This window comes from Bacillus andreraoultii (genome assembly GCF_001244735.1).
Lineage (GTDB): Bacteria > Bacillota > Bacilli > Bacillales > Caldibacillaceae > Caldifermentibacillus > Caldifermentibacillus andreraoultii.
This window is the reverse complement of the sequence record NZ_LN868937.1, coordinates 698,616-719,862: the sequence shown is the minus strand read 5'-3', so window position 1 is coordinate 719,862 and position 21,247 is coordinate 698,616. Positions and strand designations below refer to the sequence as shown.

Sequence of the window (21,247 nt, the reverse complement as noted above, 5' to 3'; positions counted from 1 at the left end):
TATAATGTCCCACTGTATACAAAAATAATACGGTCGAAAATAACTTTCTTTGTTGTTAATGGTCAATACGCGACCCATAAGGTTATTTTCCGTCCCACAGGTATCAAAAAAATATCTCCGTTACATATATTATGTTAGCAGAGAAATAATGGAAAATCAACCTTATATTTATTTTATTTTAGCTTTGTAAGCGCATTTTGATTACATTTTCATCAATATGTCCATACTGAACTACTTCCCCGCCAATTTCTACAACTGGAATGAACAATCCATACCGTTCAGTTAGATGGTCATCTCCGTCAATATTAATTAATTTTATGTCAAAGGATAATTCATTTTGTAATGTTCGCAATTGGTTTAATGCAATATCGCATAGGTGACATTCATCTCTTTTATATAAGATAACTTCCTGTTTCAAAACATTCTACCTTCCATTCTTTGTATTGTTCAAACGATATTTTTGTTACATATGGGGAATATTGTAGGTGTTAATTTGTATATCGCTTTCGTTTTGTTGATGATAAAATACTTAACTGCTCTCGATACTTAGTAACCGTTCTTCGGGAAATCGAAATTCCTTTTTCGACAAGCAATTGCACAATTTCCTGGTCAGAGTATGGTTTTAATTTATTTTCCTGGCTAACGATGTGGAGAATTTCCTTTTTGACAGCTTCCGTTGAAAGTAATCGTCCTACATCCTCTACTTTCGCCCGATTCGTAAATAACTTACGTAAAGGAATCGTACCAATCGGCGTTTGGACAAATTTGTTTTTCACCACTCGCGAAACCGTTGATTCGTGGACGCCGACGCGCCCAGCTATTTCCTTCATCGTCATCGGTGTCAATTCTTTTTCCACACCTAGGAAATAGGATTCTTGAAGTTCAATAATTGCCTGCATGATTTTCATCATTGTTTGTTTTCTCTGTTGAATACTTTCTTGTAACCATTGAATTTGTTGGTATTTATCCTGAACATAAGCAGTTATCTTAGAATCTGAATAAGATAATAGCTCATTGTAATACCTTTCGTTTACCTTTATATGAATATAGGAATCTTCTGCTACTTTAATATGCCAAAAATCATCACTTTTTTCAATAAAAATGTCTGGAACAATGTAATGCGTTCTCTCATTTGAAAAAAATGCACCTGGTCTAGGGTCTAGTGTTTTAACTAAATCAAATAAATGTTGGATTTTATATAATGGTATATTTGTCTCTTGGACAATTTGTTTCCAGTCTTTTTGCAAAAGTTCATGAAAGTACGAGGAGATCATATCGAGATCTTCTTGCTGCACCTCTTCTTTTCGCTTTAACTGAAGGATTATACATTCTTGTAAGTTTCTCGCTCCAATTCCAGCAGGATTTAACCCATGTAGCATCTGTAACATTTCTTCTCCAGTATGCTTTGGTATTTTTAATGTTTTACTTACTTCGTCAACAGTTATTTCTAAGTATCCATCATCATTCAAATGATTGACGAGAAATTTGAAACAAGTATATTCGTCCTTTGTTAACTTTCTTGGTAGAATTTGTTCAAGTAAGTAATCAAAAATACTCGTACTCAAGTCCGGTATTTGTAATTCTGCAAAAACTTGATTTGCTTCTTTATAGGTCATTCTATTTTTTCGACCACGAAAATCGATAGGTGTATAAACATTCATTTCAACGTCGAGTAAAGGGTTTTCTTGTGCCATATTTTCTACATAGTTAGCTAATTCCATTGATGTATATTGAAGTAGAGAAATCGCTTGAGCTAATTGCTGTGACATATTTATTTTTAGTGTTTGATTTTGCAATAAACCAAATTCTAATTTCATCTACATCTCTCCCTTATTTATATTGTAAGGGTTTTCTTTTCTATTTAAAACTAATATCGTCACAAATTAGACAAAAATATTTCCCTTTTGATTTCTTCTTGCAATAATCTTCCCTATCGCTTATAATTGTTATTGTTGTTAATTTAATCTCTTGCCCTCGTGGTGTAACGGATAACACGCAAGATTCCGGTTCTTGTACTGGGGGTTCGATTCCCTCCGAGGGCGTTTTTTGTCAACTAGACAATTTGAATAAGAATCGTAAACCCTTGATACGACTGCATTTGCGGTCGTTTTTATTTTGCCAAAACCCTAAAGAAAACTATAGAATTTGAAAAGTTTTTGCGATAATTTTGTACCGATTTGGCACATGACATACGTTACAACCCGAAGAATTTGTAGATAAATTGAGTTCACTTTTTTTATTAGTTTAATAAAAAGGATGTTAAAAAGGTGGGGATTATTGGTAAAATATAATCAGATGGAATCCTTTTCTCTTTCAATACATATTTTTTATATCATACGACAGCACACGTAAAGATGAGGTTAGATTTAATTGTATATGTTTAAAAATCGAATGGATTGGTAATAGTTGAGGAAGTACATATTTTTTCTACATATACTATTGTTTGACCTTTATTGACCTTTGATGTAAAATATACATAACTTAGATAAGACATCATTAGCGGAAACAAAAGTTCCACTAAAGGATATCCAGCAAGCGCATAAACGCTTTTACTCATGAAAACATGGCTACTAAAAGCGATTAATGCGAACAAATTATATCTTTGCTTAAAGGAGGATTATATATGAATTTAATTCCTACAGTTATTGAACAAACAAGTCGAGGGGAACGCGCTTATGATATTTACTCACGCTTACTAAAAGACCGTATCATTCTTCTCGGTGGTCAAATTGACGATAATTTAGCAAACTCCATTGTTGCTCAGTTATTATTTTTAGATGCTGAGAACCCAGAAAAAGATATTTCTCTTTACATTAATAGCCCTGGTGGTAGCGTCACAGCCGGGATGGCAATTTATGATACCATGAACTTTGTTAAAGCTGATGTACAAACGATTTGTATCGGTATGGCAGCATCAATGGGTGCTTTCCTTTTATCCTCTGGTACAAAAGGTAAACGATATGCTTTACCAAATGCTGAAGTCATGATTCACCAACCATTAGGTGGAGCTCAAGGCCAAGCAACGGAAATCGAAATTGCTGCAAGACATATTTTATACACACGTGATAAATTAAATAAAATTTTATCTGCAAACACAGGTCAACCACTTGAAATAATTGAAAAAGATACAGACCGTGATAACTTTATGACTGCTGAAAGAGCAAAAGAATACGGTTTAGTTGACCATATCATTAATCGCAATACTATTTCTAAATAATATTCAAGCACAGTAATTAACAAAATGGGCTTAGTTGAAACTTTCTTAAAAAAAGAGGCTGGGACATAACTAGCCAAAAGTAGTATATAAAAAGGTTCCAGGCAATAAAAAATTTGCTTGGAACCTTTTTTGTGGGGTTTTTCCATTTCTCGTCACTATTTTACCGCTGATGGCGGTGACTTTTCTCATATTCACCGCCATCAACGCAAAGGCTAATTCATTTTTCACTTTCTGTTTTCCTCTGACGGAAAAACGAGTGAAACCTAAATTAGCCTTCAGAAAACCGAACGCTGGTTCTACATCAATTTTACGTTTTCCGTAAATTTCACCAGTTTTCTCGTCTGAAAGCTTCGTACGTACATATTCTTTTTGGGACTCCCACTTTTCATTCATGTAGACTTTTCGGTTGTTCCCTTCTTTTGCTTTCGTGCATAAATCGCGGAGTGGACAATCCGAACAGTCCTCACACTCGTACACTTTAAATTCACGGGTGAATCCGTACCTGTCTGTTCGTTTGGAATGATGGCTAAATCGTACTTTCCGACCATTTGGGCACAGAAAAGTATCTTCGTCCTCATTATATTCCCAATTATCTACATGAAAAGCGTTGTCCTTATGCTTCTTTTTCTTCTCCTTTCGATATTGATTGTATGTAATAAGTGGCGTTCGATTTCGATTCTCGATGATATCTTCATAATTCTGTTCGCTACCATATCCTGCATCCGCGACAATGAATTCCGGAAGCTCGAAAAAGTTTTCTTCAATCGTGTCGAGAAAAGGAATTAAAGTGCGTGTATCGGTCGGGTTTGGGAAAACATCGTAAGCGAGCACATATTGACCTTCCGTCGCAATTTGGACATTGTAACCAGCTTTCAATTGACCGTTCTTCATGTAGTCGTCCTTCATGCGCATAAACGTCGCATCTGGGTCCGTCTTTGAGTAACTATTGCGATCACCGAAAATCTCCATATCGTTTTGATACTTTTGTTTGCGAGTAATGTAATCCATCCATTGCTTCCGAGATTGTATGGGTAATTTGCGTTCGGAACGGAGCTTTTTCCGTTCACTCCCAACTTCAGATACTTCAATCTTTTTATTATATTCCTCGATTTTCTCGTCTAACTTTTCGACTACTTCTTCCATTTCTTTGACGGAAAGTTCCTCTTCCTTTTCTCGCTCTATTGCTGGGATGATCTCCTTCTCTAGCAGCTCATCATACAGTTGATTGGACTTTTCAATTAGCTTATCACTATATCTTTCAATGGACTTCCGCCATACAAAGGTGAACTTATTTGCGTTTGCTTCAATTTTTGTACCATCAATAAAAATGGCTTCCTCTTCAATCAATTCCTTTTCCACGAGCTGATTTCGGAACTGGACAAAGCATTCACGTAGGATGTTTTCAATGAGTGGATTAGAACGGAAGCGATTGATGGTGCGATAGCTAGGTTCATGTCCTTGAGCTAGCCACATCATGCGGATACTATCCTGTAATAAAGCTTCTATTTTACGGCCGGAAAACACGGATTGCGTATATCCACACAAAATGACTTTCAACATCATACGAGGATGATACGCGGGACGGCCGGTTTGTCGTATGAAGTCCTCGAAAGCTTCTTCGGGAATACTCTCGACAAGATCATTGATCGCAAAAGCAATATCGTTTTCTTTCAACTTAATTTCTAAATTTAGCGGTAAAACTACTTGATTCATGTTATAATGTTTAAACATAAGGGCACCTCCAAAATTATTGTTTCGTCACTTTAATTTTATCAAAAGGTGCCCTTTTTGTTTACTAGAATTGTGACAAAAAAGGCGTTGGGTCTACACTTTTTAGTGTAAGCTCCAACGCCTTAATTTTTATTTTACTAAAGTTTTGTCCCAGTCTCTTCTTTTTGAGTTAAATAAAAAATCACTAATTATTTTCATTTTCTACAAATTTCACTAACGCATCTAACGCTTCTACTTCATCACTACCATCTGCAGTAATTTTCACTTCTTTACCAGTACCAATCGCAAGACTCATGATCCCCATAATACTTTTTGCATTGACCGTGCGATTTTCACTTACAATTGAAATATCTGATGAAAACCGGTTTGCTTCTTGAACAAACAATGCTGCTGGACGTGCTTGTAAACCGGTTTTTAATTTTACAATAACCTGTTTTTCTACCATTTTCTATTCTCCTCCTAATATTCCCTCTACAAATCTCTCAATTTATCTAAGTTGTTAAACGCTATCAAATGCGCCTTAACGTATTTGATTCATCCCCCACTAGAAGTAGGGGACTTCACTGAACAAAATCAAACGGAATACTCCGAGCATTAACTACCTTTATTCCATCAAAAATGAAGCGTTTGGCCTGCGCGAAGTTTATCAGCAATTTCGTCTATCTTTCTCAAACGGTGATTAATTCCTGATTTGCTAATGCCACCAGATACCATCTCTCCAAGTTCTTTTAGTGTTACATCTTGGTGTTCTACTCTGAGTTTCGCGATTTCCCGTAACTTATCTGGCAGTGCATCTAGACCGATTTCTTGATCAATATATTTTATATTTTCTACTTGACGAATAGCCGCACCAATTGTTTTGTTCAAATTTGCCGTCTCACAATTCACAAGGCGATTTACCGAATTTCTCATATCTCGCACAATCCGTACATCTTCAAATCGTAATAAAGCATTGTGTGCACCAACAATACTCAAAAAGTCAGATATTTTTTCGGCCTCTTTTAAATACGTAATAAATCCCTTTTTTCGTTCTAATATTTTGCTGTTTAAGGAAAAATAATTAAGTAAATCACTGAGTGCCTCGCTATGTTCTTTATACAAAGTGGATATTTCTAAATGATATGAAGAGGTTTCGGGATTATTAATCGATCCACCTGCTAAAAAAGCACCGCGTAAATACGCACGCTTACAAGATTTTGTTTGAATTAATTGTTGAGCAATTTGAGTATTGAATTTAAAATTCTCATTGATAATAAATAAATCTTCTAATATTTCTTTTCCCCGTTCAATAAGTCGAACGATATAAACATTGTTTTTCTTCAAACGCATTTTCTTACGTACAAAAAGTTCTACGTTCACTTGATAAAACTTTTTTAATAAAGAATAGATTCGACGCGCTATGGCTGCGTTTTCAGTTTGAATATCTACAATTAACCGTTGATTACTAAATGAAAGGGAACCGTTCATCCGGATCAATGCCGATAATTCTGATTTTGTACAGCCATCATCAATCGGTAAATTCGTTAATTCTTTTTTTACATCCGAGGCAAATGACAATTCCCCTAACCTCCATTCATATTACTAATACTACGATGTAAAGCCGTTTTTTGTTTCACTTTCTAATAAATTATATATTAATTGTGATAACCTTTTTGTATCATGACGTAACATTCCATCTGCAAGGGTCGCTATCGGCTCTTCAATAATCTCTATTCCCATTTCTTTCAAGTTCTCTTTATCAATTTTTACTGGATCAGCATATTCTCCCTTATATCGTAACTTAATATCATCTGGAATTTTCCCATTATTAACGATGACTTTTTGAATGGAAAACGGTTCGATATGATTATAGATTGCTTTCACATGATCACTTGCTGAAAAGCCATTTGTTTCTCCTTTTTGTGTCATGAGATTACAAATATATACTTTACTTGCTTTCGTTTCAATAATTGCGTCTCCAATTTGAGGAACAATTAAATTTGGTAAAATACTTGTGAAAAGTGAACCTGGCCCAATAACAACAAGATCTGCCTCTCTAATCGCTTGTAAAGTTTCCGGTAAAGCCCTAACCTTTCTTGGCGTTAAGAAAACACGGTTAATCTTTTTACCATAGTTAGGTATTTTTGATTCCCCGTGAATAATAACACCATCTTCCATTTCTGCATGAAGTACAACACTTTGATTCGCTGAAGGGAGAACCCGGCCTTTGACATTTAATACACGGCTCATTTCATGTATGGCATGAGCAAAATTCCCTGTAATATTTGTCATTGCTGCTAACATTAAATTTCCAAGTGAGTGACCAGACAAGTCACCATTCGTTTGAAAACGATGCTGAAAGAGTTCTTCAATTAACGGCTCAACTTCTGACAGTGCCGCCAGAACATTTCGGACATCACCAGGTGGAGGAATACGGAAATCTTCGCGTAGACGTCCCGAACTGCCGCCATCATCAGCTACTGTGACAATTGCTGTAATATCGACTGGAAATTGTTTAATACCTCGTAGTAGTACAGGTAAGCCCGTACCACCACCAATGATTACAATTCTTGGTTGTCTGATTGTCATGCTTTTTGAATCCTTTCGTTTTCAATTTCTCTATGTGAAACTTGCACTTCATAATCTTTCGCTAATTTTTCACCTAAATATTTGGATATTGCAACAGAACGGTGTTGTCCACCTGTACATCCAATGGCAATGACTAGCTGACTTTTTCCTTCACGCTTGTATAGGGGTAACATGAATGCTAGCATATCAAATAACTTCTCTAGAAATTTACTTGTGTCTGTCCACTTCATAACATACTGATATACTTCATCATCTAAGCCAGTTTTTGGTCGCATATGTTCAATATAAAACGGATTAGGTAAAAACCGAACATCAAAAACTAGATCCGCATCAATAGGGATTCCATGCTTAAATCCAAATGAGACGACATTTACTGTAAACAAGTTCTGCTTATTATTCGAAAACTCCTTCGCTATCTTTTCACGAAGTTCTTTCGGTTTTAATTGAGATGTGTTAATAATCGTTTGCGCCCTTGCCTTTAATTCCTCTAACAGCTTACGTTCAGCCCGAATTCCATCTAAAGGCAGACCTGATTTAGCAAGTGGGTGAAAACGGCGAGTTTCTTTATATCTTCTAACTAATGTTGAATCATCCGCATCTAAAAATAAAATGTGAGGTACTAACCATGAGTATTGTTGTAGTTCAGCTAGGACATGGATAAGTTGTTCAAAAAATTCCCTTCCACGTAAGTCCATAACTAACGCAACTTTGTTCATTTTATTCTTCGAGTCTCGCATTAACTCTAGAAATTTTGGCAAAAGCATTGGTGGTAAGTTGTCTACACAAAAAAAGCCTAAATCTTCAAAACTCTGGATTGCGACCGTCTTTCCTGCGCCACTCATCCCAGTAATAATTACAATTTGTAACTCATTTGTTTCATCTAACATATTTACCACCATTCCTTTACTTTATTTGCAATAAAGTTGAAAAATACTATTTGTAAAAATACCATGATAATCTATTTTATCACTGATTCTAGTCTAACTGATGTGACAATAACTGGAATTCCTTCGTATAATGAAATGTACCAAATTGTACATTTTCACCAAAAACCGCCTGACGAATAATGTAACGGTCACCCTCTGCCATCGGCAAGTCGTTCAATTCCTCTACACTGTGCCATGCAAGGATACCTTCTGTTGTCTCTACCTTTTCTATTCCTTCTCCATTTTCACTAAAGAAGGTGAACATCATCCATTCGGATAGGTGAATAGCTGCATCATCAACTAAAAACGTATAAATTCCTTTAATTGTAGGTTGTTGAACTTGAATACCTGTTTCTTCCCAATACTCACGAATGGCGGCCGCCTTTACCGTTTCTTTCGGTTCAACTTTTCCACCAGGAATTGCCCACCAGCCCCGACGTGGTTTTTGTAATAATAATATTTTTCCATCTCTCATAAAAACACAGTTTGCTACTCTTTGCATCACTTACACCCCAGTCCAAGGTTAGATTCCTATTTTATTTCATAAATTGTATTTCGCAAGTGAAAAGTGAGCCATTTCGCAATTTAATTTTGAGCCACCTCGAATTTATTTAAATTCATCCAAGCCTTTGTTTCTTTCATTCTAAAAGATGGCCCATTCATATTAATAACATGTGACTTATGTGTAAGCCGATCCGTTAAGGCAGCTGTTAAAACTGGATCATGAAAGATTTCTTGCCATTTTAAAAATGGTAAATTGCTTGTAATGATTGTAGACTTTCTCCCTGCACGTAATGATAAATGCGTAAATAATAGTTCTGCTCCTTCTTTATCAAATGAGATATATCCAAGTTCATCAATGATTACTAAATCATATCTTTCAAATTTCAATTCAAATGAGCGAAGAGTTCTTTCAGATTTGTATTCTTTAAGTTGATTAATTAGAGATGGTACTGTCGCAAAGAAGACTTTATATCCAGCTAAACAGGCTTCTATACCGAGTGCTATAGAAATGTGCGACTTCCCCGTACCGGGTGAACCTGTAAAAATCACATTTTGTCCTTCTTCAATAAACTTTAACGTTTTTAAATAAGGTAACTTTTGTCGGGCCTGATCAGGTAAAGAACTTTCAACTAATTCTTCCAATAATTTTTTCTGTGGGAAATTGGCTGTACGTATTCGATTCTGTTTCGACCGTATCAGTCGGTCGCTATGTTCTTGATGAAGCACCTGAAGTAACACTTCAAATGCCTCATCCGGTTTTTTGAAATTACTTTCATCATTGACCATCCTTCGAATACTAGGCAAACGCAATTCCTTACACAGCTCAATAATCTCTTGCCTTTTATCCATATAAGATATCTCCTTCTTCAGATTGATCAAACATATCTGCGTAGGCTTTTAGATTTCTTTCTGACTGTTTCATGATGTCGTCCTTGTTCTCATCAGTTAACTTGTCAGTATTGGTTTGCTCACAGATGAATTGTATTCTTTCTGTAGTGACAAAACCAAAGCGAATATTATTTAGTTTCTCAATAGCTTCTAACACTTGCCCTAAATTATCTTTTTCTTGAATATATAAAAGTAACTCTATGAAGTCTTTTTCATTTCCTGTATAATAATTGGTGTATATCATTTTAATTTCATCCGGTGCCTGCTTCAAACATTCACTTTGAGCTATGGCACCTTTTTTCTTTTCAAAGGTTTTTAGATAGTGATAAATATTCATTTCCCACTGATGTAAGCCCCAATTCCGTTTGTGTTCTGCTACAAGCTCCCCATCGATAAATAGTTTGATTTTTTCAGCTCCTACTTTTGCTTTAATAAATTTCCCAACATGTCCTTCTGGCACAGAATAATGATTCTGTTTTATGACAACTGTACTATACTTATCCACCCGACATTCTATTAACTCTGCAACGTCAAAAGGAGTTATTGCTGGCTTGGATACAGACCTTTCGTGTTCCATTAATTCAATGTGTTTTAATAAATGCTGGTGATGTAACTGCTGGTTGATTCTTATTAGTACCCTTGTCAAATGTTCCTCTGCCTCTTTTAAACTTGTAAATTTATAATTTGATGAAAATGCCTTTCTACGAATGTACTCTACACTACGTTCAACGTGGCCTTTTTCATTTCCCTTTCTTGGTTCACATAGTCGAATTTTAAACCCATAATAATCTGAAATATTTTTCATACCGTCGGTGATTTCCCTTTCTGATCCTATGAACGATTTAACCACAGTCCTCATATTGTCATAGGTAAATACCGTAGGGATAAAACCAATGTGTTCAATAAATAAGGAATGGATGTCTAAAACACAAACCATGGTTTCAGACTCATAGATTTTCGCAAATCGATAATTACTATGTGCTAAAGTGAAAACCGCTAGGGAATAGCTTCTTAATTTTCCATTCACCTCGATTTTAATTTCTCCCCAATCAAATTCCACTTCATAACCAGGTTCGCAATTTCTACGTATGAATACCTCGTTTTTCTTTGCTAGCTCCGTGTTTACAAAATTACGTACTGTGGTATAACTAATTTCACACCCTTCCTCTATCAACTTTTCATGCATATCAATGATTTTCATTTGTTGTTTACCTAAATTATTCTCTCTTTTCCACTCATTTTCTTTTATATATCCTCGAATTTTCTCGATAATTTCATCACTTAATACTCTTTTCCTACCAACTCTTTTTGTGTAAGTTGGTGGTTTTATAATCTCCTCTGGTATTGGTAAATTTCGAACATCCGTTAACTTACTATTTTCGAACTCCTTTATATATTTTTTTACTGTATTTCTAGATTTTTTCAATTCTTTTGCAATCTTCCTCTGACTTTTTCCCTCCAAATGCATCTTTATTATTTGTTGTTTCACATTCAAAGTAATCACCTCTGATACTCCCCCTAACAATAATGTCAGGGTTATTTTCTATCAAAAGTGGCTCACTTTTCAATTAATAAGGTGGCTCAGTTTTAGATTAACATATACAATAAATGAATGGAAATCTAACTGATGTGAACTCCGTATATTTAAAATACGATAAATAGATATACTTAATTATATTATACTACACCTGAACACATACGAACAACGAAGGAACTTTTATCCATCCTAAGGAGGAAAAATCCTCGTAATAATACAACTATTTTTATCCCCAAAATCCCGCTAAATATGTGATCATTTAACTAGTTAGATTAGTAAATTAGCCGATTTTTGCGTGAATTGAATTGTGGTAAATCTGATGAAATTTGTAACGGAAACCGAGAATGGGAAAACGAAGGAACGTATGTATAACGGATAGAAAAATGACAAAAAAGAATGCGGCACGACTGATCACTGCTGGAAGAAGTCGCTGGAAGATTGAAAACTAAAGATTTAATGAGTAAAAAAATAACCGTAACGACATTGAACATGCAAATAGCCAAAACTACACATCCCTGCATTACACACTATTTCAAATAACAAATATGATTCGGCAGCTCTATGAAAAAGGTTCAAAAATCTTAAAAACGATCAAAAAATGGCAAAAGAAAATCCTCAGTCTTGTTAGAAGCGATTCGCAGACGCATATTAACAGACGAGGATATGACTGGTTTGGATAAATCGATACAAGTAAGGTTTACCTAGCAGTTTCATTATGGCAAAGGATGTAATGTGAAAAAAGGAATTTTTTAAGTTATCCACAATTTTAAAAGCAAAATTAGTAAATCGGTTCAATTTGACTTAAAGAGAGGAAAAAATAGTTGGGGAATTTTACCAGTTGTGGATAAGTTGATTATTCATAGAACACTTAGAAATTGATTAAACTCCAATTCAAAGTTGTAAATTTCTTTGCTTTCTTGAAAACACTTTTAATCATTAATCGCACGGTTTCTACTGCACTGTTCAAAGGTGTATCAATGTTTTTCTTGATCTCTTCGTACTTTTCTTTCCACCATGAACCCGATTGTAGAGAGTTTGTTTATACTAACGATAGTATCAAAGGATGAAATTAAAACATACATTTCAACAATCAATGATGGTGCAGTTGAAGAATGGTTAAGAGGAAATATAGATATTGAAATCCGCATGCTACTAATGTGCTTTAGCGCTAGACAAACACACCACAGGGCACATAATTTATGTTAGGTGCTGGTTTTCGTGTTTTATATGTCAGCATTTTTTTTGCTTTGATTTTTAGTAGATATTAAAGTTATTAATACGATAATAAAAACAAGTATAGAAATCGTAGTTCTTAAAGTACTATTATTTGAGACTAAGTTAATAATGGTTGTTACAGCAAGGCAAATAATTATTATTCCGTAATTATATTTAGCTAATAAATTCAAAAAAATCCCTCCTAAAAAATCTCAGTTCGACTTTTTCAACAAATAATATTTTTCTTCTATAACCCAGGGCAGAACACAAATTGGTTAATTCATGATACGTTTATATTTATTCTTCTATATCTTCCACACCTATATTTTATTAATTTTTTCTGAAAGCCGCAATAAATGTAATAAAAAGGCTGCCCTCTCGAAGACCCTGCACCGCTATATCTGCATCTACGAGAAACTCAGGGAGCAGGATTCCTCGGTGCAAGGAGCCAGACAAGATTATTCAAGAAAGCAGCTCTGGCTGAGGCCGTACCCGCGGAAAACGTCTCCTTAGCGAATAACAACAAAGTTTACAAAAATAGCCTATAAAATAAAGTTATTGGAATTTCAAATACTCGAGGTACCACAAAGCTTCCGATTAAAAGTGGTACTCCGTTTGGCTTCACTTTCATCCCTGTTATAAAGACGGTTTGCGACCTGCATGAGCGTTCTCGTTCGGAAAATCTGTTAAGATCGGTAACGGGTACCTACTACTTGCAGAAAGTGGAAAAATAAAACGACAAGTAGTGAACAAATAAAAAATTGTTTCACCACTTGTCATGTCTTTGCGTTCAATAAACGCCTTTTATTAAAATCTATTTATCTGTTCTATCTCTAAATCTTCTTAATCTAAGTCCAGCTAATAATGAGCCTAAACCACCGAGACCTAAAGTCCAAATCGTCGTTGCCGTACTTGGTAGCTTCTTACCTGCTTCACCTTCATTTTGGGAAGTACCTGGATCAACTTTTGTGATATTATCATCATTCGTTTCGGTATCGGCATCGGCATCCGCATCGGCATCCGCATCGGCATCCGCATCAGCATCGGCGTCGGCATCCGCATCCGCATCCGCATCAGCATCGGCATCCGCATCCGCATCAGCGTCAGCATCCGCATCAGCATCAGCATCCGCATCTGCGTCGGCATCCGCGTCAGCGTCGGCGTCGGCATCCGCATCAGCATCCGCATCGGCGTCGGCATCAGCATCCGCATCAGCGTCAGCATCCGCATCGGCGTCGGCATCCGCATCTGCATCTGCGTCGGCATCCGCGTCAGCGTCGGCGTCGGCATCCGCATCGGCATCAGCATCCGCATCAGCATCAGCATCGGCGTCGGCATCCGCATCCGCATCAGCATCAGCGTCAGCATCCGCATCAGCATCGGCGTCAGCATCCGCATCCGCATCCGCATCCGCATCGGCATCCGCATCGGCGTCGGCATCCGCATCCGCATCAGCATCAGCGTCGGCATCCGCATCCGCATCAGCGTCGGCATCAGCATCCGCATCAGCATCAGCATCAGCGTCGGCATCCGCATCGGCATCCGCATCAGCGTCAGCATCCGCATCGGCGTCAGCATCCGCATCCGCATCCGCATCCGCATCGGCATCCGCATCGGCGTCGGCATCAGCATCCGCATCAGCGTCGGCATCCGCATCCGCATCCGCATCCGCATCGGCATCAGCATCGGCATCAGCATCGGCGTCGGCATCCGCGTCGGCGTCGGCATCCGCATCCGCATCAGCATCCGCATCAGCATCAGCATCGGCGTCGGCATCCGCATCCGCATCGGCGTCGGCATCCGCATCGGCATCAGCATCCGCATCCGCATCAGCATCCGCATCAGCATCCGCATCCGCGTCAGCATCCGCATCAGCATCGGCATCAGCGTCAGCATCCGCATCAGCATCGGCATCAGCGTCAGCATCCGCATCAGCATCGGCGTCGGCATCTGCATCGGCGTCGGCATCAGCATCCGCATCCGCATCGGCGTCGGCATCAGCATCCGCATCCGCATCAGCATCCGCATCCGCATCCGCATCAGCGTCGGCATCAGCATCCGCATCCGCGTCAGCATCCGCATCAGCATCGGCATCCGCGTCAGCATCCGCATCAGCATCGGCGTCGGCATCTGCATCGGCGTCGGCATCAGCATCCGCATCCGCATCGGCGTCGGCATCAGCATCCGCATCCGCATCAGCATCCGCATCCGCATCCGCATCAGCGTCGGCATCAGCATCCGCATCCGCGTCAGCATCCGCATCAGCATCGGCATCCGCGTCAGCATCCGCATCAGCATCGGCGTCGGCATCTGCATCGGCGTCGGCATCCGCATCCGCATCTGCATCGGCGTCGGCATCTGCATCCGTATCATCATGATCATTTAAGTTCTCATGGGTAAAATAAGCACTATTCTCAGATCCCTTTAATATCGTTTTTCCATCACCAGTTGTTTGGTGAACTTCAAATAGATATATACCACTTGGTAAGTTGGCTACATTCTCTTTTAATTTGATTTTAACTGTAAATGATTGCGGAACCCCAATACGTGCTTCTGATAAAAGACTACTAACCGCATAATTAAACGAACCATTTTCATTAATTACAACAGATTTAAATTTTCCATCTTTCGTTTCTATCAAAACTTCATTTATATAAGGTAATAACTTTTTATCAATATAAAATTCAAATTTACCATTTTTCACTCGAGTCGCATTTAATTTGTAATGCATAACATAATTCAAATCAATCTCTGTATCATTCAAATTTTTATAAGAAACTGTATAACCTGATCCTGTTATCAAATTGTTTTCTTCATAAACAGAATCGCGATTTTTCGTAGTAAAATATGCGTTATCTGTTGTATTATGAACGACTCTATTACTTTTATCAAATAACGCAATATCAACAAAATATGTGTCTTCTTTTAAGTTTTCAATTTTATCCTTAAATACTACTTGAATATCAAATTGTTGGTTAACCCCAATTAACCATCTACTTAATACATCTTTATGTCTAATAGAATATGTCCCATCACTTAATTTTTCTGCTGAAATCCACCTATTATAACCTACTCTTACCTTTACATCTTGGATATAATCTTGTAGTTTTGCGTCAATTGTTAAATTAAATTTTGCATCTGCTAGTCTAGTATGCATATTTAAAATGTAATGTGTGTAATAAGTAAGGTTAAGCGTATATTTTCTCGCATCAAAATCTCTTACCTCAATTAAACCGTATTTTACCCACCTATGATTTACCGTTTCATCGTAAATATCTGAAAGTAATGGCTGAACACCTACTACATGACTATTTTCTCTATTTACTTGCTGATGTTCCATAGCCTTTGCAGAATTATATGCTGGCGTAAGTGCTATCATAGTTGTTGCTACAAGTGCTGTTGTCTTTATTAATCTACCCTTCTTCTGATTATTCATTCTCTCTTTGTAATTTACATGCTTTCCCACCTTAATAATTCTCCTTTCATTTCTCTTTGTACACTCCTTCTCATTGATTTCGCTTACAAAGCCACTATAACAAGTACTACTTGTCCAATTACGAACCAGAATATATACAATTTATTGACAAAAACTTATTCATTTCTGTACTTTGATCTATTTTTATCTTTGGTAGATTGATTTTCTCCTGTGAGCACTCAGATCATCTAAATCTGCTAAATGAAATTTCACTTAATGAATAAAGGGATAAAACACATTCAATGCTTTCAAATTGTAAAAGAATACAAGTATCCCAATCGCTTCTATCGATAAAAACATTACTAATTGAAATAAATAATATAGTGAACAAGCAAATATGGTCGGTAAAATCACTAGATAAGGAGAACAAAGGGGAAATATGTAAAAATTCAGGAAGTATAATTATCCTATAATAACCATAATCTAATTTATATGTTCCATTTTCATTTATTATCATAATAAAGAAAACTTGATTATCCGGGCCTTAAGAGGGAAGAGAGACGTAGTTTTCTCATAAACAAAAAGAATCCAACAATGCTAGTTTTATTGACTAACATTGTCGGATTCATGTCGGATTCATCGCAACTATTTTATCAAATTGAATCGATACTATGCTTTTTAACCCAGTTCCTGTACCATTCTCTTATTTCCTCATTAGGTAATGTATTAAATTCCTCTTTCATCATTTGAGTTAATTTCTCATACTGTTTTTCTACATGATGAATATCACCTAACTTGTCATATACGAGCATTAACATTAAATACGAATCTTGTAAATAAGGATACAATCGTTGGTTTTTTAACGCTAGTAAGCTTACCTCCGTATATCTTTTATTATTAAAAAGTAATTTTAACACATGGTTTGACAGCGCTTGGTATAGAACCCTTAGTCGTTCCTGCTCATTTTCGGCCCATATATAGGATTCTTCAACTAAATAATCACCTTTATATTGTTTTATTAAATCAATTCCTTTATTTAATGTATCACATGTGATTGTCGTGAATTCTTGAACCTCTTTTTCCCATTTATCATTTTCACATATCACATCATTAAAAATAAGTTCATAACCATTTTCCTTACTAACAATATCGATTTTCACACCAATCTTTCTTAACGTTCGTCTGATATGACAAATGGTTACATATAATTTTTCGTATGCTTTATCCATATCTTCATCTGGCCAGAGTGTGTCAATGATGATATCTTTCCGAATAACTGTCTCACTCCTACTATGTATAAGAAAGGCAAATAACTCCTTTGCCTTTGCAGTTCTCCATTTTACTTGCTTCATTTCCACTCCGTTACATTTAAAATGTAAATCTTTAAAACAGCATACCGAGTATTTTTCTTTAGATGATGCAAGTTGCTTTTTATTTTTAATTCGTTTAATTGTTTTATGTAACCTCAATTTATCAAATGGCTTTAAAATATAATCTACTGCACCTAGTTCAAAAGCTTGCACCGCATAATCTTTAGACTTTGATATGAAGACAATCTTTGCATTCGGAACGTTTTCTATCACATTTTCTGCAAATTGAATTCCTTTTACACCTAAACATTCAATTAAAATAAACACCACTTCTGGACTTAAACATTCAAGTTCCTCAAAGTTCTGATGTTCACATAAAAATTTACCAACTATTTTTATTTTATTTGTTGACTCAAATATTTCCTCTAAGAGATTCACCTCTTGTTTGCTACTACCTACAATTATAGATTTCAACAACGTTATCAACCTTTCTAGTATATTGAGGAGTGTGATTCATCCATGTAGGTAATATATTTCCTCTTTTTTCCAAAAGTCTATTGTTAATTGCACATCTAAATTAAGTCATCTTCCTTGCTAATATCTGGTATTCGGTGATGAAAAAATTGGATATATCCAGATAAATAATGCTCAATATCATCAATCCGTACACGGAAAGAATGATGGCGGATAAAAAATGAATGTAGAATAAGTGATGGTTTTTTCGTATACATAGCAAGCTCAGGATAAAAAAACCCCACCCTCTGATATTCCGCTCTTCTATCTATTGTTTCGTTTAAATACTTCTCATCAATATGTATGAATAAATGTTCCTTTTTTAAGTTCTTCATTGTTTTTACCATTTTATATGTTGCCATCATTAATTCCATAAAAGTGGGATAAGTCGTTTCACGGTTATAAATGAAATCTAGTTTTCCGTTACAATTTTTTAATCCAAAAATAAAATATTTATCTTCCGGAAGATAAGTTGTTAGCTCATTGATCGCATAGCTAAGCCAATGATCGTAATATTTCCAATACTCACGAACAATGAAATAGTCAAAGGCGTTCTTTGCCTCTTGTAACCATCGCTCATTTTTATCAATACCATATAAACGTAATAACGAAAAGACAGCTTCTCCCTCATAATAAATAACTCTATAAACATCCTTAATTTCAAAAGATGGATAACTTAAAACATGAACAAACCCTCCACTAGACGTTTTCATTTCGACAATTCCCCTAGCCAAAGCTTGAGCAACCTCTATATATTTCTTTGTATTTGTCACTTCCATATATTTTGTCATTGCCAAAATTGCGGTGGCATTAGAGCCTAACTTTATTTCATTGTTATTCGTATAATCTACAACATAAGCAATCTCTTTCGTTTCCTCATTTTTATATACTATTGCTTCTCGAATTAAATAATCAATTCCCTTTTGAACTGCTTGTATAATCTGTTTATCTTTCAAAACTTCATAGCCTTCTGCTAAAGCGTATAAAGAACTAGCATGTCGTAGTATATTATACGTTCCAATTCTTTTAGCAAAAGAAGAAAAATAGCCATACTCAAACTTTCCATTAGATTTTAATAAATTCATTAAGTAATAAGTAGATTTGTTAATAATAGAATAGACTTCAGATGCAATATCATTCGTTCTTCTTATCCCGTTCATTAACATACCGTTATTCAATACTTGAAGCTTTCCATCAGATTTGTCTAAAAATACGCTATTCGTTGTAAATATAAAAACGGGTTTATTCCTATATCTGTCTTTTATAAACGGAAAACGGATACCATAATTATTTTTTAAATAATAATTGATATTTTTGTCATCCAACTGAAGTGTATTCGATTCGCCATTTTTAATCATTGCGTTCCCATTTATTTCTTGTTCTAAAAAGGCCACCTGAAAATCCACGTCAAATGAAATTCCATAACGAAAATAGTTTTTTCTTGTCTTTGCAATCAGTTTTTCCAGTTCTGTAAAATGGATTGGTTGTACTTCCTTTACGATATCTACTTTGATCCATTGAAGATCAAGGTGACGTTTGGTCATCATATCAAATAATTTACTTCGAAAGCGTTCGAAGGTTTTCATCAAATCCGTTGAAACATCTTTTAGAACAAACGCACGCATGGAAGGGTTTCCAATTGATAAAAAAATCACATACTTATTTTCGTTATTGATAGATACCTTACAATCTTTAAAGTTTTGACTAAAATATTCCTCTAGTTTAATCATGGAATCATGAACATAACTTAGATTGGTCCCATTCCTCATTTACTTAACTCCCCTTTAATGTGAACCTACGATTAAAACGTTAACAATAGTAAAAAATTTGTTTATAAAGAATGTATTCATTATCTTCCTATGTTTACCAACTGATCATTTTCGCATGGGTAAGCAATATCCCTTTTTTAAAAATTGCCTTTTCTATTCTATAATCCCCATTCAGCTATTTATAATGATACCTTACGAAAGAACCACCCAATTAATGGTATCACTTTCTGCTAATGTGTTATACCGTTAAAACGTAAATGTCACCAATTTGTCGATTTTTGGAAAGGAATTACCCTTTATTATATTCGTACTATAATTTTTTTTAAAACACAACACATAGATGGCTTATTCCGATAATCGTTAATTTTATCACAAAGGGGAGTAACCTATTATGTCTACAGAACAGATTACCACGATTATTCGCTCTTTACATGTACCCAATGTCCCACATACAAATGTCCTATAAACAAAAAAAAGAGTACAGGCTATTCCCGTACTCAAAAAACTTTATTTAAAAGGGGGTCAATTTCTTCTTATTCTTATAATACGCTATCTATATTTCATACGTGTTACAACCGCATTAAGCCGCTATTACTTTTTAATGGCTTATTATTCATACGTATTCGGAGTATTTACTTTAACTCGTCAATTAATTTTTCGATATAATTTTGTGCACTTTGAGCTGCAATACTTCCGTCGCCTGTTGCTGTTACAATTTGACGAAGTTGTTTTTCACGGACATCACCAGCTGCGAAAATGCCAGGAACACTTGTCTCCATTTGTTCATTCGTTACAATATAACCATTTTCATTTAAAATACCTAAGCCTTCAAATGGTTTCGTTAATGGTACCATACCGATATAAATAAACACACCATCACAAGGAAATTCCTGTTCGGATCCGTCCACGGTTGAAACAAGTGTTACACTACCAACTTTGCCATCTTTTCCATTTATTTGTTTTACTGTATGATTCCAAATAAAGTCAACTTTCTCATTAGAGAAAGCCCGCTCTTGAAGAATCTTTTGAGCACGTAACTCATCGCGACGATGGACAATCGTTACTTTTTCTGCAAACCGTGTTAAGTATACTCCTTCTTCTACAGCAGAGTCCCCTCCGCCTACAACTACTAATTGTTTATTTTTGAAAAACGCTCCGTCACAGACAGCACAATAAGATACACCACGACCACCAAGTTCATTTTCACCTTGTACGCCGAGTTTTTTATATTCTGCCCCTGTCGCAATAATAATTGTTCTCGCTTTATATTCTTTCGTGCCCGCTTTAATGACTTTATATTCTTTTCCGTCAATCACTTCTTTAATATCACCATACGCATATTCAGCACCGAACTTTTTTGCATGTTCAAACATTTTATTCGATAAATCCGGGCCTATAATGGATTCATAGCCAGGGTAGTTTTCTACTTCTTCGGTATTCATCATTTGGCCGCCTGGTACACCACGTTCAATCATCAATGTTGATAAATTAGCGCGAGATGCATAAACAGCTGCCGTTAATCCAGCAGGTCCGGCACCAATAATGATGACATCATATATTTTTTCTTCTGTCATTTTTCACACTCCTCTTAATTAAAATGTACAATCAAATTTCGATTCGTTCAAGTAATCCGCTTCGTTTGAGACGCGGGCGA

Annotated in this window: 16 protein-coding genes and 1 tRNA gene; 2 read left to right on the top strand and 15 right to left on the bottom strand. The window is 36.1% G+C overall.

Going from position 1 to position 21,247, the window contains the following annotated elements:
- Nucleotides 1-178: 178 nt before the first annotated feature.
- Both BN2144_RS08570 and rpoN read right to left on the bottom strand, forming a co-directional pair.
- Nucleotides 179-418, bottom strand: coding sequence for a glutaredoxin family protein (locus BN2144_RS08570; protein WP_033827863.1), 240 nt, complete (start codon nucleotides 416-418; stop codon nucleotides 179-181).
- 70 nt (nucleotides 419-488) lie between these two features.
- Nucleotides 489-1,817 carry an RNA polymerase factor sigma-54 gene (gene rpoN, locus BN2144_RS08565; RefSeq protein WP_033827862.1) on the bottom strand — a complete coding sequence of 443 codons (1,329 nt, stop codon included), beginning with the start codon at nucleotides 1,815-1,817 and terminating at the stop codon, nucleotides 489-491.
- Nucleotides 1,818-1,970: 153 nt separating this feature from the next.
- Between rpoN and BN2144_RS08560 the strand changes: the two genes are divergently transcribed.
- Nucleotides 1,971-2,042, top strand: a tRNA-Arg gene (locus tag BN2144_RS08560).
- Nucleotides 2,043-2,623: 581 nt separating this feature from the next.
- Nucleotides 2,624-3,217, top strand: coding sequence for an ATP-dependent Clp endopeptidase proteolytic subunit ClpP (gene clpP, locus BN2144_RS08555; protein ID WP_033827861.1), 594 nt, complete (start codon nucleotides 2,624-2,626; stop codon nucleotides 3,215-3,217).
- Between the two features lie 69 nt (nucleotides 3,218-3,286).
- Here clpP and BN2144_RS08550 read toward each other — a convergent pair whose 3' ends face one another.
- The 13 genes from BN2144_RS08550 to trxB form a co-directional block, all read right to left on the bottom strand.
- Nucleotides 3,287-4,948 (bottom strand): IS1182 family transposase, encoded by a 1,662-nt coding sequence (locus BN2144_RS08550; protein ID WP_230199721.1) that lies wholly within the window; start codon nucleotides 4,946-4,948, stop codon nucleotides 3,287-3,289.
- A 184-nt stretch (nucleotides 4,949-5,132) separates the two neighbouring features.
- Entirely contained in the window at nucleotides 5,133-5,393 is a 261-nt protein-coding gene (locus BN2144_RS08545; RefSeq protein ID WP_033827860.1) for an HPr family phosphocarrier protein, read from the bottom strand.
- Between the two features lie 167 nt (nucleotides 5,394-5,560).
- A complete protein-coding gene (gene whiA, locus BN2144_RS08540) occupies nucleotides 5,561-6,505 on the bottom strand; it encodes a DNA-binding protein WhiA (RefSeq protein WP_033827859.1) in 945 nt (314 codons plus the stop codon).
- A gap of 30 nt (nucleotides 6,506-6,535) precedes the next feature.
- On the bottom strand, nucleotides 6,536-7,516 hold the full coding sequence (locus BN2144_RS08535; protein ID WP_033827858.1) for a gluconeogenesis factor YvcK family protein: 981 nt from the start codon (nucleotides 7,514-7,516) through the stop codon (nucleotides 6,536-6,538).
- Nucleotides 7,513-8,403 (bottom strand): RNase adapter RapZ, encoded by an 891-nt coding sequence (rapZ, locus tag BN2144_RS08530; RefSeq protein WP_033827857.1) that lies wholly within the window; start codon nucleotides 8,401-8,403, stop codon nucleotides 7,513-7,515. The genes BN2144_RS08535 and rapZ overlap by 4 nt, the downstream gene beginning before the upstream one ends.
- A gap of 88 nt (nucleotides 8,404-8,491) precedes the next feature.
- Entirely contained in the window at nucleotides 8,492-8,944 is a 453-nt protein-coding gene (locus BN2144_RS08525; protein WP_033827856.1) for an NUDIX hydrolase, read from the bottom strand.
- Between the two features lie 83 nt (nucleotides 8,945-9,027).
- A complete protein-coding gene (gene istB / locus BN2144_RS08520; protein WP_033826781.1) occupies nucleotides 9,028-9,795 on the bottom strand; it encodes an IS21-like element helper ATPase IstB in 768 nt (255 codons plus the stop codon).
- Entirely contained in the window at nucleotides 9,788-11,329 is a 1,542-nt protein-coding gene (gene istA, locus BN2144_RS08515) for an IS21 family transposase (protein WP_456061792.1), read from the bottom strand. The genes istB and istA overlap by 8 nt, the downstream gene beginning before the upstream one ends.
- A 1,265-nt stretch (nucleotides 11,330-12,594) precedes the next feature.
- A complete protein-coding gene (locus BN2144_RS08510) occupies nucleotides 12,595-12,777 on the bottom strand; it encodes a hypothetical protein (protein WP_033827855.1) in 183 nt (60 codons plus the stop codon).
- 623 nt (nucleotides 12,778-13,400) lie between these two features.
- On the bottom strand, nucleotides 13,401-16,052 hold the full coding sequence (locus BN2144_RS20090; RefSeq protein ID WP_187366989.1) for a hypothetical protein: 2,652 nt from the start codon (nucleotides 16,050-16,052) through the stop codon (nucleotides 13,401-13,403).
- Between the two features lie 602 nt (nucleotides 16,053-16,654).
- Nucleotides 16,655-17,788 carry a response regulator gene (locus BN2144_RS08500; RefSeq protein WP_139017872.1) on the bottom strand — a complete coding sequence of 378 codons (1,134 nt, stop codon included), beginning with the start codon at nucleotides 17,786-17,788 and terminating at the stop codon, nucleotides 16,655-16,657.
- Nucleotides 17,789-17,883: 95 nt separating this feature from the next.
- Nucleotides 17,884-19,593, bottom strand: coding sequence for a glycoside hydrolase family protein (locus BN2144_RS08495; protein WP_033827853.1), 1,710 nt, complete (start codon nucleotides 19,591-19,593; stop codon nucleotides 17,884-17,886).
- Nucleotides 19,594-20,225: 632 nt separating this feature from the next.
- A complete protein-coding gene (trxB, locus tag BN2144_RS08490; protein ID WP_033827852.1) occupies nucleotides 20,226-21,167 on the bottom strand; it encodes a thioredoxin-disulfide reductase in 942 nt (313 codons plus the stop codon).
- Between the last annotated feature and the right edge of the window lie 80 nt (nucleotides 21,168-21,247).